The sequence below is a fragment of the Methylocucumis oryzae genome, assembly GCF_000963695.1.
In the GTDB taxonomy this organism is placed as follows: domain Bacteria; phylum Pseudomonadota; class Gammaproteobacteria; order Methylococcales; family Methylomonadaceae; genus Methylovulum; species Methylovulum oryzae.
This window is the reverse complement of record NZ_LAJX01000002.1, coordinates 17965-33848: the sequence shown is the minus strand read 5'-3', so window position 1 is coordinate 33848 and position 15884 is coordinate 17965. Positions and strand designations below refer to the sequence as shown.

Annotated in this window: 10 protein-coding genes and 1 pseudogene; 7 read left to right on the top strand and 4 right to left on the bottom strand. The window is 43.9% G+C overall.

Annotated elements, in window-relative coordinates:
* Positions 1 to 8 precede the first annotated feature (8 nt).
* From VZ94_RS00255 to VZ94_RS00240, 4 genes are all read right to left on the bottom strand, one after another.
* Complete coding sequence (locus VZ94_RS00255) at positions 9 to 941, bottom strand: hypothetical protein (protein WP_045777672.1); 933 nt, start codon at positions 939 to 941, stop codon at positions 9 to 11.
* A gap of 32 nt (positions 942 to 973) precedes the next feature.
* On the bottom strand, positions 974 to 1723 hold the full coding sequence (locus VZ94_RS00250; protein WP_045777671.1) for a hypothetical protein: 750 nt from the start codon (positions 1721 to 1723) through the stop codon (positions 974 to 976).
* A gap of 603 nt (positions 1724 to 2326) precedes the next feature.
* The gene (locus VZ94_RS21890) at positions 2327 to 4708 is read right to left on the bottom strand and encodes a M4 family metallopeptidase (protein ID WP_204368973.1); all 2382 of its coding nucleotides are present in this window, start codon (positions 4706 to 4708) and stop codon (positions 2327 to 2329) included.
* The gene (locus tag VZ94_RS00240; protein ID WP_131655424.1) at positions 4677 to 5792 is read right to left on the bottom strand and encodes a hypothetical protein; all 1116 of its coding nucleotides are present in this window, start codon (positions 5790 to 5792) and stop codon (positions 4677 to 4679) included. The genes VZ94_RS21890 and VZ94_RS00240 overlap by 32 nt, the downstream gene beginning before the upstream one ends.
* 270 nt (positions 5793 to 6062) lie before the next feature.
* On the opposite strand from VZ94_RS00240, the gene lipB reads away from it, so the two are divergent.
* The 7 genes and pseudogenes from lipB to VZ94_RS21875 all read left to right on the top strand — a co-directional run bounded on the left by lipB (position 6063) and on the right by VZ94_RS21875 (position 15814).
* On the top strand, positions 6063 to 6671 hold the full coding sequence (lipB, locus tag VZ94_RS00235) for a lipoyl(octanoyl) transferase LipB (RefSeq protein WP_045777669.1): 609 nt from the start codon (positions 6063 to 6065) through the stop codon (positions 6669 to 6671).
* Positions 6668 to 7634: pseudogene (gene lipA / locus VZ94_RS00230) on the top strand (lipoyl synthase). Before lipB ends, lipA begins: the two are co-directional and overlap by 4 nt.
* A gap of 154 nt (positions 7635 to 7788) precedes the next feature.
* Complete coding sequence (locus tag VZ94_RS21885) at positions 7789 to 8490, top strand: ComEA family DNA-binding protein (protein WP_052700067.1); 702 nt, start codon at positions 7789 to 7791, stop codon at positions 8488 to 8490.
* Between the two features lie 107 nt (positions 8491 to 8597).
* Positions 8598 to 8738, top strand: coding sequence for a hypothetical protein (locus VZ94_RS24050; protein ID WP_204368971.1), 141 nt, complete (start codon positions 8598 to 8600; stop codon positions 8736 to 8738).
* 132 nt (positions 8739 to 8870) lie between these two features.
* Complete coding sequence (locus tag VZ94_RS21880; protein ID WP_131655423.1) at positions 8871 to 9101, top strand: hypothetical protein; 231 nt, start codon at positions 8871 to 8873, stop codon at positions 9099 to 9101.
* Entirely contained in the window at positions 9076 to 9852 is a 777-nt protein-coding gene (locus VZ94_RS00220; protein WP_052700065.1) for an ABC transporter substrate-binding protein, read from the top strand. Before VZ94_RS21880 ends, VZ94_RS00220 begins: the two co-directional genes overlap by 26 nt.
* A gap of 4 nt (positions 9853 to 9856) precedes the next feature.
* On the top strand, positions 9857 to 15814 hold the full coding sequence (locus VZ94_RS21875; RefSeq protein ID WP_052700064.1) for a PAS domain S-box protein: 5958 nt from the start codon (positions 9857 to 9859) through the stop codon (positions 15812 to 15814).
* Positions 15815 to 15884: the final 70 nt, after the last annotated feature.

Sequence of the window (15884 nt, the reverse complement as noted above, 5' to 3'; positions counted from 1 at the left end):
CCCCGGCGTCAGTTGTTTAGGGCTAAAAAAAAAAATGCATTCGTCATCGCGGTAATGACGGTATCGGTAACATCGACGGGGGTTGTGACTTGAAAAATGACGGCTTTATCTTTAGCCAAGCTGGCCATGCGCATCGCATCGGATTCTGAGCAAGACGCTAGCTGACTCAGTGGTAAAAACGCATACTGCTCTGTTGTTTGCACAGCATAAAGCGGTTTGCTTAAACGAATTCTTAAGCACGACACATCACCATCACAGATGTCTTGAGCGTGAATATCGCTTAATGTCGCTTGTAAACGCTGATTAGCCACCGAGGCAGCAAGCTTAATCGCTGCATGATTAGGGCTTAAATCTAACCAGCGCGCAATAGGGCTTTGTCTTGTCACCAAGCGATCAGAGGCTTCTAAGCCCGTTGCCAGGCTAATAAAATCAAATAATAAAAAATCAGGTAAATGTTGTTGATTGGCAGGAAAAGGACCCAAACGAAAATGAGCTAATGCCGATTCATTCATTGATAACGGCGCGCGGCCTTTAGCACTAGGTAAAATTTCACATTGATTAGCCCCGGTCACCATGCATTCTGGCTTTGACCAGACCACTTCACCTTTAGATTTGATACAAGCCGCATAAGGCATTCTTAACTCTAGCTCTTTAGACACCCTAGCATCGAGAAAAATATCTTTCGCTCCGGCAGCTACTAGGCGTTCTGTCGCTAAAGCAAATAGCGGCAATGCTTGCAAGCGAGAGACTTCCATAGGAATATCGTCATCCATCACGACGACCACGACATAACGCCAGCGACTACGTGCTTGTTTTACAATCGCAGCATCATGTATCCAATAATCCAAACGCGTATCAAATAAACCATCTAACACGCTGCCCACAAGCATGGCGACTATCACAAACCCGGTTAGTAACCGAAGGCTAGGGGCATCTTTCATTAACTTAAAACCGTTTGTTTAAGCGAATGGTTTTAGCTAAGCGCGGATAAGTTGCACTTTTTTACGACCGAAGTTAAGCATTCCAGCCAATAGTTATCATTCGCTTCGCGGCTTGATAACTGGCTTGGTGTCGGTGAAACGCTAGTCACAACCCCATCTACCACTTGCCAACTCAAGTCAATCGCTTTAGCGCTAGGATTAACACTACGACATAAATCAATGTCTAGTTGCATAGTGTCCACCACGCTATCAACATCAATCGTCTCTGCCGCCAACTTAGCCTCAAAACCCGCTAGATTAGGCTCATCCAGCGCCGGTAAACCGCGAACTTTCACGGAAGTTGTTCTATCTTCAAATCCTTGGCTAGCTTCTGTTAACGCAGCAAGTACACAAACAAGCAATGGCTGATGCGTTTTAGGCTCGGTACATTGCAATTTGTTATCCTGCCATTGACTACAAGTCTCTAATTTTGGGCTAACCCACGGCTGCTTTTCTTGATTCACTTGCAGCCTAATTTTAGCGGGTGAACGATTTAGACAAATACCCTGATGAGCATCGGCGGACTCAGATTGAGTTTTAAACCATAAACGCGCACCGGGCGATAAATCAAAAACAGCGCCTAAACTAACACTATCTGCCTGCTCGCAATGGTTATCACTGACGGTAACACCACTGCTTTTGTTACTCAACAAGCGCACGACACCACAGTTTTCAGCCACAGCAACATTGAGTTCAATCGACAACAAAAACAGAAAAATAAATATTCCCAAGCTTTTAAACATACTTACCTCTAGCATGATGAATGTTGCGATTGATAAAGCCCTATCCCACTCTCATTGGCCATTCAAAACAACAAGAAAAGTCCTCATGCCTTGATGTGGCAAAAATAATTCCACACTGCTCTCTGGCTCTTAGTAGCAGATACGATTAAACGTTCAGAGTTGCTAGGCAAATGGAGTCCAAAACATGTTTTGGACTCCACATATACTTTAAACGGTTAAGTTTTCGGTTTTTACAGCTTACTGTAGGGTACGCTGTGCGTACCTTTTTATTGATTTTCCAACAGGCGGCTTTAGCCCACCCGAAGGGCGATGCCCGTGGTGCAAACCACCGGCTTTCAGCCGTTTTCTCTTCAGTCTGCGGTTTAGTCCGCCGATAATCAACCCACCAGCTTTAGCTGGTGGTTGTTGAGTTTCTTACGATTTTTTTAATGGTACGCACAGCGTACCCTACTCAAAAAACTAACATGACCGCTTGGAGTGCAAGGCTTGCCTTGCACTCGTTTAAACACCGCACAAAGCAAGCTTTGTACTCCAAAGTAGCTTACTGTGGGCAGTGAATCCACCTTGAGAACACTATCGGAATGTTCCAGCCTAATCCAATGGTTATTTCACCAGTGTAATACAACTGGTTTGCGTCTGAGCCGTACTATTAAACGTCCAGTTTTGCGCTTGCTTAGTATTTAATTTCGGTTTAGTACACGCTAAAGTTTTATTCAACCGCACACTCAATGCAGGAGCCGTGGCTAAACCTGTTAAATCGACTTTGCTACCGCTAATACTAAAAGTACCCGCCGCCAAGTTAATATCTAAGGCTGCAATACCCGGCTTAGTCGAGCTAAATTTCAAATGGCCATTGCTACGCGTTAACGCAGTGACTTCTTGACTGAATTTACCTAACACCAAACTCACCGATTTCACCGATGCTAAGCTAACACTCTCTGCACCGGTTAATTTACCGGTTAAATTAAATTGGTCTTTATTATTCGCAGTTAAATTAAAAGTAATTTTTGCCGTGGATAGTTTTAAATTGATACCGCCACTTAACGCAACACTGGCTTTTTTATTATCATCCAACGGCACATTCAAATTAGCCGCAATCAAACCCGTGCCACCACTAAAGCCCACATCTATCGAACAAGCCGCAGAAGGCGCTAAATTAACGCCAGAACAGTTATTAGCTTCTAAAGTAAATTTAGCCGATGTCGTCGCAACCTCGCCTATTGATACTGCGGCATCGCCTTTGTTACTCAATTTCACCCTAGCATGAAAACCCTTACCGCTACCAAACGGCATGTCTTTTAAGTTAGCCACCACATTAGCGGTTGGTGCATTAAACTCGCCACGGCGATAAATCACACCGGCATAGGCATCGTCAAGCCAAACCGTGGCATTACCTTTAGGCGTAATCCAGTCAGCTTGTACAGGCTGATTAGCTAATGAAAAATAACTATTAGGAAACCCTGTATAGTAGCCATAAATCATAGCGCTATCGTCGCCGTTAAAACTAGGCAACATACAACAATGTAGCGATTGCCCAATCAACTTCACCTCACCCGACAGCAAATTACCGGCAAAAACGGCTGATTCATCGGTAAAAACATCTGACGCCTCAAAAGCAATCACATTATCTGTGGTTTGGGCAAAGGCAGGGTTACCAATAGCATAACCTTCTATTGGAGGAATCAAGCTCGTAAAGATTTGCTTATCAATATCTAATGAGTACATTGCCCAAATCTCGCTGACGCTGCCATTAGGCTGGGTCACTTTGGTTAACGCGTCATAAACTAACACCTTACCATCCGCACTAAAGTCCATAGAATCGGCAAATGCAATAGGATAACCACCCGCGCCATCGGTTAATGGTGCCACTAAGTCATACGATTTACTGGTATTAGCCGCTATATCCAAAATTAAAATTTGATTCGTCGGTTGACCATTTTGGCGTAAAACAAACGCCCAACGGTTAGCATCCGGCGTCATCGCAACGGAATAAACCGAGCCATTCAACCCTAAACACTCGGCAGCCTCGCTATTATCTGTTGCGATACTGCATAAGTCATTGTCTGTACTAACAAAGATTGCATAACTGCCGTCGCCTGACACGACTGGACGCTTGCCGACTAGTGCACGATTGCCTAGCGACACGCCGAAATTAGGATCATTGCCTTCGCGTCGACCTAAGTAATAGTTACCACCGCTAACATATAGAAATACGGTAGCATCTTTACCATTAACCGGCGGACGTTCATTAGGGTCAGTCGGTGTGCCTTGGTCTTCAAAAATCTCAACCACGTCAAACGCCTTTGCCGTCGCGTCCGCCTCTTTGGAATTCGCGCCATATAATTCTTCTGCTGATTGCACAGCAGCTAAGCGGGCATCAATAAATTGTGAATTTGTCTGTAAATGCGTAGTTAACGCCCGATAAAAAATCTTACCGGCTTTTTCTGTGCCAATTGCGCCGGTTACCCCTTCGGCAAGCTGATAAAAGGCATGGTTGATAATGCTACTATTGATATGAACACCACCGTTATCCTGCTCTAAGACATAAAACTCGCTCATTTTCGCTGGATAAGGAAAACCATCTTGAATAAAAACCGAGTGTGGATCTTTCATATCGCGCTCTAACTTGACATCGCCTAAAGCCTCACCCATGCGCCAATTGAGCTTGCCATAGATATAACCTTCGACCAAAGTACCGAACACATCCGACATCGATTCGTTTAATGCGCCTGACTGATTTTTATACACCAAATTGGCGGTTTTTTGCGTCACGCCGTGGGCTAACTCATGCCCAACGACATCATAAGCCCCAGCAAACGGCGCACCGTCGCCAAACGACATAAACTGCCCATTCCAAAACGCATTGACTAAATTGTTATCGTAACGCACGACACCTAACATCGTACCACCTTGACCATCAAGTGAATTACGATTGTGCTTTTCTAAAAAATAATCATAAGTTTTTGATAAACCAAAACGACGCACTAACACCATCAGAAAGCGGCCATGAATTTGGATTATTCGAAGTAATATGAAAAAGATCGATAGAACCATCATTGCCTTGCGCATTATGGTTAGCATCAACAACAATAATGGCGCCTTTCACATCACCATCCGGCGGATTAGACGATTTGTCATACATTTTTTTGCTGGTATCAATCAAATAATACTTACCGCTCTGATTCCACACATTCAACGGTCTTTTCACGCCCAACAAATCAGTACCCGAACCCACGATATTGGCATTCATCACTTCGTTAAATGCCGTCAATACCGAGCCGTCTAAAGCATCAATCACGACTAGCCAACGTGAACTATCGGAAACATTGACCTCTTGCTTCCACGCTAAACGCACGGGCTTATCATCTAAAGCAAAATAAATCAGCTCAGCTTGGCTCACTGTTGCATTATCAGCATCGGGTACAGCAGCCTTGGCTTTGACCATAGCGTCATCAGCCGTCACCACTGGTGTGCTAGCGACACGGCTAGGCGTAGCAATATAAGTACCCTCGAATAAACTTACGTTACCACTGCTGTCTAAATGCACTGTCGCATCCGACGGCCATATAGGAATTTGATTGTATTGTTGATGATAGCGCAAATGGCTATAGCCTAAGTCGTCGGTGTTTTGGCTAAATAACACAAACTCCTCTTCAGGGACGTTAATGCTTAACAACGCTTTATGCTCCGATAAAAAATCTTGCGCGACTTGTTTACGCACCTCATCAGTTAACACTTTATGCGTAGACATCTTAAGCCGTTTATCGCTATCAGCGACTTTTAAATAGCGAATCGTTTTACTGCCTTGCCTTACCCGTAAACGAATATCACTACCAGTTTGCTCAATTAATTTAGCCGCCGCTTTACGTTGTTTAGGGGATAATTGTTTTAAATCGCTGCTTTTTTCATCAGTGCGCTCTAATAAATGCGTTAGCTTGTTCATTAATTTATTATTACGCTGAGTATCCTCGTCTGAGGGTGTGGTCAACACCGCTTGGTTCGACGCAGGTCCTGAATTTAACGGTTGTAACCGATTAATATCAGGAGGCGCGGCTGCAACAGTTAGCACACTACAAACCGACAAGCAACCTAACCCGATACTTAGCACGGATAAGTTTGCTTGATTTCGTTGAGTTATAATTTTTATAAAACGTGTTCACAATAATCTCCTGAGCTAAGCAATAGACAGAACTAGCGACAAGCAAGTATCAGATTAACAATATAAAATGTAAGGAAAGCGCGCAGTATAGACTTGACCATAAAACCCTGTCCAGCCTAACCGCTATAAGAGAAAATGGTAAAATTTCACCGCCTACATCACAGTTAAATATTACCGAACATGACGTTACAGATTAAACAATTAGGCCGACAAGACTACCTAACCATTTGGCGACAAATGCAAGCATTTACTGAGCAACGCCAAGCCACTACCAATGACGAATGCTGGATTGTCGAGCACAATCCCGTTTACACATTAGGCTTAGCTGGTAAGCGTGAACACTTGCTCGCCACCACAGAAATACCCGTTATCAACACTGACCGAGGTGGTCAAATCACCTATCACGGTCCCGGTCAAGCCGTGGTCTATACCCTACTCGATATCAAACGACACGGACTCACTATCAGACAACTGGTCAGCCTACTCGAACAAGCAATGCTAGCTGTATTAGCCGACTATGGCATAATGGCATACGCGCGCCCAGAAGCGCCGGGGGTTTATGTCGAAAGCAAAAAAATCGGCGCCATTGGTTTACGAATAAAAAACCATTGCAGTTATCATGGCTTAAGTCTAAACAATTGCATGGACTTAACCCCATTTAGTGGTATCAATCCTTGTGGCTATGCTGGGCTACAAACCACACAACTCGCCGATTTAGGCGTAGACATTGATACTAACCAACTCGCGACTCACATCGTACAAGCCATTAGCCAAAGATTAATCTTATGACATCGTATCAAGCACCGTCCCGCTCCACCCCTGATTCCCATCAACGTAGCACAGAAAAACTGGCGCGAATTCCCATTAAAGTAGAACCTACCGAACAGCTATTAAGAAAACCCGATTGGATACGAATTAAGCTCAGCACCGAACCTAAAGTCACTGAAGTAAAACAATTATTACGCGAACACAATTTACATACCGTTTGTGAAGAAGCCGCCTGCCCTAACCTAGCCGAATGCTTTAACCATGGCACAGCGACGTTTTATGATTATGGGCGATATATGTACGCGGCGCTGCCCATTTTGCGATGTCGCGCATGGTAAACCACTGCCGTTAGATGCCAACGAGCCTAAACGCTTAGCCGAGGCCATTCAGCATTTACAATTGCGTTATGTTGTGATTACCTCAGTCGATAGAGACGACTTGCGCGACGGCGGTGGCAGTCATTTTGCGGCCTGCATCAAAGAAGTGAGAGCGCTCACCCCTAATACCAAAATCGAAATATTAGTCCCAGACTTCCGAGGCAGAATCGAACCAGCGCTCACTGCGCTCGCTGAACAACCTTGCGATGTGTTTAACCACAACTTAGAAACCGTTCCTAGGCTATACAAAATGGCTAGACCCGGTGCCGATTACCAAACCTCATTAACGCTATTACAACGTTTTAAAGCATTACATCCCTGCATACCCACTAAATCTGGCCTGATGTTAGGCATAGGTGAAGAGCTAGATGAAGTTAAACAAGTCTTACAAGATTTGTTAGCACATGGCTGCACCATGCTCACTTTAGGCCAATATTTACAACCAAGCACCGCGCACTTACCGGTAGCGCGCTACTTAACGCCGGAAGAATTTACCGAATTAGGCGCTTACGCACAAACCTTAGGTTTTCAACACGTTGCGAGTGCACCGTTAGTTAGGTCGTCATATCATGCTGACTTGCAAGCAAAAAACATTATAAATCAATGATTTAATCAAATAAAAGAAACAAACCGTTCAACTAGCTTATTCTTGACTACGTGCTTAAAGCTGCTTAGAAAGCACTAATGGTTATTTAAAATCAGTTACTTAATGCTATGAAAGGCTTATAATGTCCGCTCTTTCAACAACCGAAATAATCACTATGAGCGCAATACAAGCAGCAAATAACGTTTTATCACAAGAAATAGCTTTACTCGGCAATTGTGGCTATGACATCCAAGACAACCGCATCGTCATCAACATCGCTGAAATCAGCAATCACCGCCCACAAGGTGATATAAGCGGCACCTTAGCTATAGAACTTTGGGCATTTAAAACACCTCAAGCGACCGATACTAGCGAAGGTCACTTATTAGCAGCCACTACGATTGGTGAGCTATATGGCGAACATTATTTAAGTAATTGCCGCTATGATTTGATTTTTCAAGAACCGCCTGCGGGAAAATGGTATTTTGCATTATTACTACGCGAATGGACTGCCGACGGTTACACCACGCGTGATCAAATCATTTTCTCGTTACCTTACACGGCAAACAAACCCGCAATTATCCGCAGTGAAAGCGATAACATCATCAACGTCGATTTTACCGCTGGCAAAGAAACATCGGGAAAAGCAGCCGAGCCTGTTAAAGCGACGACTAAAACTAAAGCGCCAGAAGCCCCCAAAGCAGTTTCACTCAATGAAGCGGCTCTTGAAGAAATCAAAGCAGTAAAAGGTATATCAAAAAACCTTGCTGAAAACATTGTCTCAACCCGCCCCTTCTCATCACTAGACGAATTATTAAAAGTCAAAGGGATGGGTGAGAAATTGCTAGCAAGAATTCGCGCGTATATCTCGCTTTAAAAAGCTATCAAAGCAGGGTATCGGCGAAGCGTCAATGTTTACGGTAGCCTGCTTTAGACACACCGGCATGAGTAAGTCAGTAAACTCAATACTGTTCAGCGCATAACATGAGCAAAGACCTAACCCATTCCGCTCTCGACCGACAAAACATTCTCAACAACTCTTACGCGCTAGCCGAAATTGAACAAGCGATGGGCATTCAGAGAGGCGTTTTGAAGATAAAACATTTATTAGGCGCTGAGCCCTAAGTGTTTGATTTTATAAAAAATAATAAAAAAGCATTTGCCTGTTATCGTTAACATTGCTCAGAAGCCTAAAACTCAGTATCTTTGACTTACGCGCGTTGGCAACCTGGCCATGCTGGTATCGGAGAAAATATAATGCTCATCGACCAATCTTGTTTACAAGTTAACCGTCGCCGCTTTTTAAAAATTTTATCTTTTATTTCCGTCGCGTCATGGTTTGAGGGGCTAGCTGGCTGTAACGCATTAGGTCCTATCAGAATTGCCGGCCACACATGGCCTGGTTATGAATTCTTATTTCTTGCCCGCGATATGGGCTGGATGAAACCAGAAGATACCGTTTTTGGTAGAAACCCAAAACGCTACTGAATCTATAGAACTTTTGTTGAACGGCACAGTTCAAGGAGCAGCCTTGACACTAGACGAAACCTTGCTCGCCATTAAACAAGGCATACCTCTTTACATAGTATTAATATTCGACGTATCGTCTGGCGCTGATGTCTTAATGGTTAAACCACATATCAAAAGCCTATCTGAATTAAGAGGCGCACGAATAGGCGTTGAAACCACTGCTGTTGGGGCGCTAATGTTAAAAAAAATCATGGCTAAGGCCGGTTTGCTTGCAGCTGATATTAAAATTGTTCATATTAATAGCAATTCCCACTTCACTAGCTGGCAAAACAACACGATAGACGCATTGATTACTTATGAACCGACTGCGACAAAAATTGAACAATTAGGGGTTACTCGATTATTTGATAGTCGGGAAATACCCAATACCATTTTTGATGTTTTGGCCGTGCGCAGGAATGCTGCTCAAGCATATAGCCAACAGCTTCAAGCTCTGATAAGCAGTCATTTCAAGGCACAAAGGGCCTGGAAAACCAATCCTATTGACACCGCTTACCGTCTATCGAAACGATTAGGTGCCCAAGCAGAAGATATACAACTGTTTTATCGAGGCCTGCAATTACCTGATCTCATTTATAATCGTCATATCTTAGATGGTTCGGCTAGCGAATTAAATGCATTGGCAACGGAACTTGCTACCCTAATCAACATGAATCCTAACCTAATTCCAGCAGACTTTTTTACGGCTGCTTATTTGCCTAAATCCTGACATTATGACCCTCTTTACCCGTTTTGTTTTAGTATGGGTTGGCTTGTTATTAAGCTTTACATGTTTCTCAGAAAATACTCTTAAGATTGGTTTACTGGCCTATCGACCTAAAGCTCAAGTCGAAGCGCATTGGCAAGCGTTGATTCCCTATTTAAATGAATATTTCAAAGAGCGTCACCATGCTGAGCGCTTCCAGCTCAAGGTTTACGACTACTCGGAATTAGAATCAGCTATTCAGCGCAGAGAAATCGATTTTATCGTCACTAATCCTGCTAACTATGTAGTACTGGAGCATCGACTAGGCTTAACACAACCGCTAGCTGGATTGGTAAGCGAATATCAGGGCATTCCGATGCGAGGCTTTGGCGGCGCTATGTTGATAAAAGCTGACCGTAGCGATTTAAAAACCTTAGATGACATCAAGGGAAAGCGCATTGGAGCAATTGGCATAAACTCTTTCGGCGGTTACCAAATGCAGGCTTTCGAATTAGCAGAGCATGGTCTGAATATAACTAAGGAAGCAAAATCCATAGAGATGTTTGGAGTGCCACATGACAAGATTATTCAAGCGCTAATTGAGGGACGAATTGATGTAGGTTTCGTGCGTAGCGGCCTACTGGAGGAAATGCTCAACGAAAAAAAAGTGGCCCCGGGCATATTGAAAGTACTTAACTTACAAGACTTACCAGGATTTCCTCTAGCTGCCTCAACACGACTTTATCCCGAGTGGCCTATCGCTGCACTGCCGCATGTAAACCCAGAGCAAGCGGGGAAATTTACTGCCGCTTTATTGTCATTACCCCAAGGCGGCACTATTACCAAAGCGATGGGAATTTACGCTTTCGCCATTCCTTACAATTACGAACCAGTACGTGAGTTAGTTAGAATCTTAAGAATTCCGCCCTATGATACACAACCTAAAATTACCTGGGAGGATATTTGGCTCAACCACTGGCCAATCATCATCACATTAGCACTATTCGTGTTGCTGATATTAGTCTTAATAGTGACTCTATTCAAATACAACCGAGAACTTATTTCTACCCGCCAGCAACTCGAAGAGGATGCCAAACATCTCGAATATGAAAAAGCCCATCTTAGAACGCTAATTAACACCATGCCAGATTTAGTTTGGCTTAAAGACCCGAACGGTGTTTATCTCACCTGTAATCGTTTATTCGAACAGCTCTATGATGCCAAAGAATCTGAAATCATAGGCAGAACCGATTATGACTTCAATGAAAGTGAATTAGCCAAGTTTTTTCGGGAACATGATTTAGCTGCCATAGCTGCGAACTCGCCTCTAATGAACCAGGAATGGCTAACCTTCAAGACTAACGGTTATTGTGGTTTCTTTGAAACAATTAAAACGCCTATGCACGATTCCAGTGGAAAATTGATAGGTGTGCTAGGCATAGCGCGAGACATCACCGAACGACAGCAACGTGAAGAGGCTTTAGCCGAAAGCGAAGAACGCTTTCGTAAACTGTTTGAAGACACAATGGATGCGTCCATATTGCTACAAGATGGGCATTTTTCCGATGCTAATCGCGCTTGTCTGGAAATGTTTGGGATTACGTCTACTGAGATGTTCTGTCAGCTATCTCCAGACGCACTATCGCCAGAGCGGCAGCCTGACGGAATGCTGTCAAGCATTAAGGCCGATGCCATGACTAATATAGCTTTAGAACAAGGTGCCCATTTTTTTGAATGGGAGCACAAACGCGCAAATGGCGAATGTTTTCCGACCGAGGTCTTAATGACCCGTATCTTACATAAAAATCAAAAGATTATTCACGCAGTCGTTCGAGATATTTCCGATAGGGTAACAGCTGAAAATGCTGTTCGCAAAGATACCGAATTACGCAAACAAATATTGGAATCGATTCCAGGCATTTTTTATCTGTTTGACCAAAACGGACGCTTTATTGTGTGGAATAGTAATATGGAAAAGCTGAGTCAGCGCAGTAAAACAGAAGTGGCCGCAATGCACCCTCTGGACTTGTTCGACATTCCTGATAAAGCCAAAGTCGAAAAGGAAATCAATCGAGTGATGACCGAAGGTAGCGGCAGCGTTGAAGCCGATATGCTAGTCAAACATGGCAACAAGATACCTTATTTCTGGACAGGCGCTAGAATCGAAATAGATGGTCAGCCTATGTTAATCGGTATAGGTACTGATATTAGCGAGCGCAAGCAAGCAGAAATTGCCTTACAAAATAGCGAAAACAACTTAAATCGAGCTCAGGCAATTGGCCGAATTGGTAGTTGGACCATTGATCTGGCTAATAACCAATTACTGTGGTCAACTGAAACCTATCGTATCTTCGGAATCCCTCTAGGAGAAAATGTCGACTTAGCTAGATTTATTAGCACTGTACATCCAGACGACCGTGAAAAGCTCTTTCTAGCCTGGAATGCCGCATTGGACGGCAGCGATTATGACATCGAACATCGCATCGTCGTAAACGGGCAAACCTTATGGGTTCGCGAACTGGCCGAGATTACACACTCAAAAGATGGAAAACCACTATCAGCCGTCGGTACCGTACAAGATATTACCGAACGCAAACTGATTTTGGAGCAACTTGATGAGGAGCGCCGTCGCCTTCGCGACATTATCGACGGCACTCACGCAGGCACCTGGGAATGGAATCTACAAACTGGCGCGTGCTATTTCAACGAGCGCTGGGCCGAAATTTTCGGTTATACGCTGGCTGAGCTATCTCCTTTTAATACTGACACCTGGAAAGCATTTATCCATCCAGATGACTATAAGCTGGCAAATCGGCTTTTGCAGGAGCATTTCGACGAAAAATCCGATTATTACGAATGCGAAGTTCGAATGAAGCACAAGCAAGGACATTGGGTATGGGTATCCGACCGAGGGCGCTTGATTAATCGAACGCCAGAGGGTAAGCCACTACTTATAAGTGGAACACATGTAGATATTACTAAGCGCAAACATGCCGAGCAGGAACTTAAGGCTAGTGAACAGCGTTTCAGAAACATGGCCGAAAACACCACTGACTGGTTATGGGCCTGCGATTTGCAGGGCCAGCACATCTACTCAAACCAAGTCTGTGTCGACTTTTTTGGCTATGGGTTTGAGCAATTAAGAACCATCGATACGACTAATTTAATTCATCCCGATGACCTGCAATTATTCATTTCAACCCTAGACAACGCAGCCAAACATAAAACCGGCTGGAAAAATATCGTCATTCGCTGGAAAGGTCGGCAAGGCACCTACTTATCACTAGAGTCCAGCGGTGTAGCAATACTAGATGAGTCTGGTAACGTCATCGGATTTCAAGGAATCGACCGAGATATTACCGAGCGTTTACAGGCCCAACAAGCATTGAAGGAAAGCGAATTTTTCCTGCGAGAAAGCCAACGAATCGGTAATTTAGGCGGCTGGCGAGCAAACCCAATGGCCAATACGCTTATGTGGACTGAAGGTGTATACAACATTGTGGATATGCCACTAGATTACACCCCCGACCTGAAAACCGGTCTTGATTTTTATCCACCCGACTCACGTGAGCGGGTAGTCGCTAGTTTGAATAACACCTTGACCACTGGACAGCCGTTTTCAATTGAAGTTGAGGTACGCGATAGTAAAGGTGTCTTAAAAGGCGTCGAACTCAGAGGGTTTCCGCATTATCAGGGAGAACAGATTGATTACTTAATGGGAACCTTGCAAGACATCACTGAGCGTAAACGCTCAATTGAAAATTTACAAAAACTTTGGTTGGCCGTAGAACAAAGCCCAAACATCATTATCATCACTAATCTTGATGCTAAAATCGAATATGTCAACCGTAGATACCAGGAAGCCACAGGCTATTCCAACCAAGAAGCAATCGGACGCATACCGGAAATTATGCAATCCCAAAATAATGGGCAAGCAAACGGCTTATCTGTCTGGAACGCATTGAAAGACGGCAAACAGTGGTCTGGAGAGTGCGTCAATAGGCGCAAGGATGGAAGCGAGTATATCTTGCAAGCTTATATTTCGCCCGTTTGTCAATTGAATGGCGAAATTAGCCATTATTTATTAATTGAGGAAGATATAACCGAAAAGAAACGCATGGCGGAAGAACTCAACGCCTACCACCATCATCTGGAAAATCTGGTTAAGTCGCGCACCATAGAACTAGAACAAGCAAGAGAAGCGGCAGAAATGGCATCACGCTCCAAAAGTGTCTTTTTGGCTAACATGAGTCATGAAATTCGGACACCAATGAATGCGATAATGGGTATGACACACTTATTGCGACGCGATTTGCACGACCCTAAACATCTGGACAAATTAAGTAAAATTAACGTAGCAAGCAAACACTTGCTCGGTCTTATCAACGATATTCTCGATTTATCCAAAATCGAAGCAGAACGCCTAACCATAGAGGAAACCGCTATCAACCTAGGCTCAATAATCGATCACGTATGCAGTATGATGATGGATCGAGCACTCAATAAAGGTATTGCCTTTATTCAGGAAATTGACCCATTGTTAAGAGACTTAACATTGTCGGGTGACCCATTACGAATTGGGCAAATTTTGATTAATTATGTTGGAAACGCCGTTAAATTTACCGAACGCGGGCAAATTGCTCTAAGAGCCAAATTACTGTCGCAAAATGACCAAAATGTTGATGTGCGCTTCGAGGTTCAGGACACTGGCATTGGCATGACAGAGGAACAACAAGCCAGAGTATTCGATGCGTTTGAACAAGGTCATACCTCCACCACCCGAAAATACGGAGGCACGGGGCTAGGATTAACAATCAGTCGTCATCTCGCTCATATGATGAAAGGTGAAGTTGGCGTTAAATGCTCAGAGGGAATAGGCTGTATTTTTTGGTTTAATGTCACTCTAAACCGTATTGACCCATCTTCTTTACCCGTTGCTATCAAGGTAGGGGCTATCGATTTTCGCCACAATGCCACTATTCTGCTAGTCGAAGACAACGAAATTAACCAAGAAGTCGCAAAACAGCTTCTGGAATCGACGGGGCTCATAGTTGATGTCGCTTGGCATGGCGGCGAGGCCTTGGAGCTAGTTAAACACAAGCACTATGATTTGATTCTGATGGATATGCAAATGCCCGTTATGGATGGGCTCGAAGCCACGCGCCAAATTCGTCTATTGCCCGCCTATGGTTCGATACCCATCATTGCCATGACTGCAAATGCCTTTGAAGAAGACAAACAACAATGCATGATAGCGGGAATGAACGATTTTCTGTCAAAACCGTTTGACCCAGACATGCTATTTAGCGTGTTAATCCGCTGGATACCCAAACCGAGCAAAATGCAAGCCAATTCAACTGAGCCTCAAATCGAGTTATCTATCCTGACAAATAGTCCACAGTTAAATGTCGATAATGGCTTGCGCAGTTTTAGCGGCAAACAAGAAAAATATCTTGAATTCCTAAAGCGCTTTTTAACAATACATGCAAATGACGCATCGCTTATCGAAACCATGCTAGCAAATGGTGACAGAGAAGCAGCACGCAGACAGGCGCATAGCCTAAAAGGAGTAGCGGCGCTATTAGGTCTTGAACAAGTGCGTGAATCCGCCTTAACACTGGAGCAAGAACTAAAACTGCCGGAATCCGTCAGTGATATTGGAATGCTAATTGCTGGCTTAAGCGAAGCTATTAAAACTGGCGAAATTACAATACGGAAAATAATGACAGGCCACCAAGCAGATGCCCCGAAACTAATCAATCAGTTAGAACTAAAACAGCGAATTGTTATGTTAGAGTCGTCACTACTAACCAACAACTTAGAAGCCATTAACGTCTGGCGGGAAATCGAGCCACAGCTTTCGGAAATAATTAACAACGAAAGGCTCGAGAACCTACGTCAGCAATTAGAGCAGTACGACTTGCCAGCAGCACTGGAAAATTTACGGAGTATCATTGAAGAATATCCGCAACTACATTCGTATTGAAGCAGCAATTCTAAATTTAGTGGTACTAGGAGCTAGAATATCTCGCGAATTCATAAAATCCCTAAATTGA

What these genes read in the sequence shown, in the direction of transcription:
- VZ94_RS00255 (WP_045777672.1), bottom strand. Translation starts at nt 941, where the DNA reads ATGAAAGATGCCCCTAGCCTTCGGTTACTAACCGGGTTTGTGATAGTC.
- VZ94_RS21875 (WP_052700064.1), top strand. Translation starts at nt 9,857, where the DNA reads ATGACCCTCTTTACCCGTTTTGTTTTAGTATGGGTTGGCTTGTTATTA.
- lipB (WP_045777669.1), top strand. Translation starts at nt 6,063, where the DNA reads ATGACGTTACAGATTAAACAATTAGGCCGACAAGACTACCTAACCATT.
- VZ94_RS00250 (WP_045777671.1), bottom strand. Translation starts at nt 1,723, where the DNA reads ATGTTTAAAAGCTTGGGAATATTTATTTTTCTGTTTTTGTTGTCGATT.
- VZ94_RS24050 (WP_204368971.1), top strand. Translation starts at nt 8,598, where the DNA reads ATGAGCAAAGACCTAACCCATTCCGCTCTCGACCGACAAAACATTCTC.
- VZ94_RS21885 (WP_052700067.1), top strand. Translation starts at nt 7,789, where the DNA reads ATGAGCGCAATACAAGCAGCAAATAACGTTTTATCACAAGAAATAGCT.
- VZ94_RS21880 (WP_131655423.1), top strand. Translation starts at nt 8,871, where the DNA reads ATGCTCATCGACCAATCTTGTTTACAAGTTAACCGTCGCCGCTTTTTA.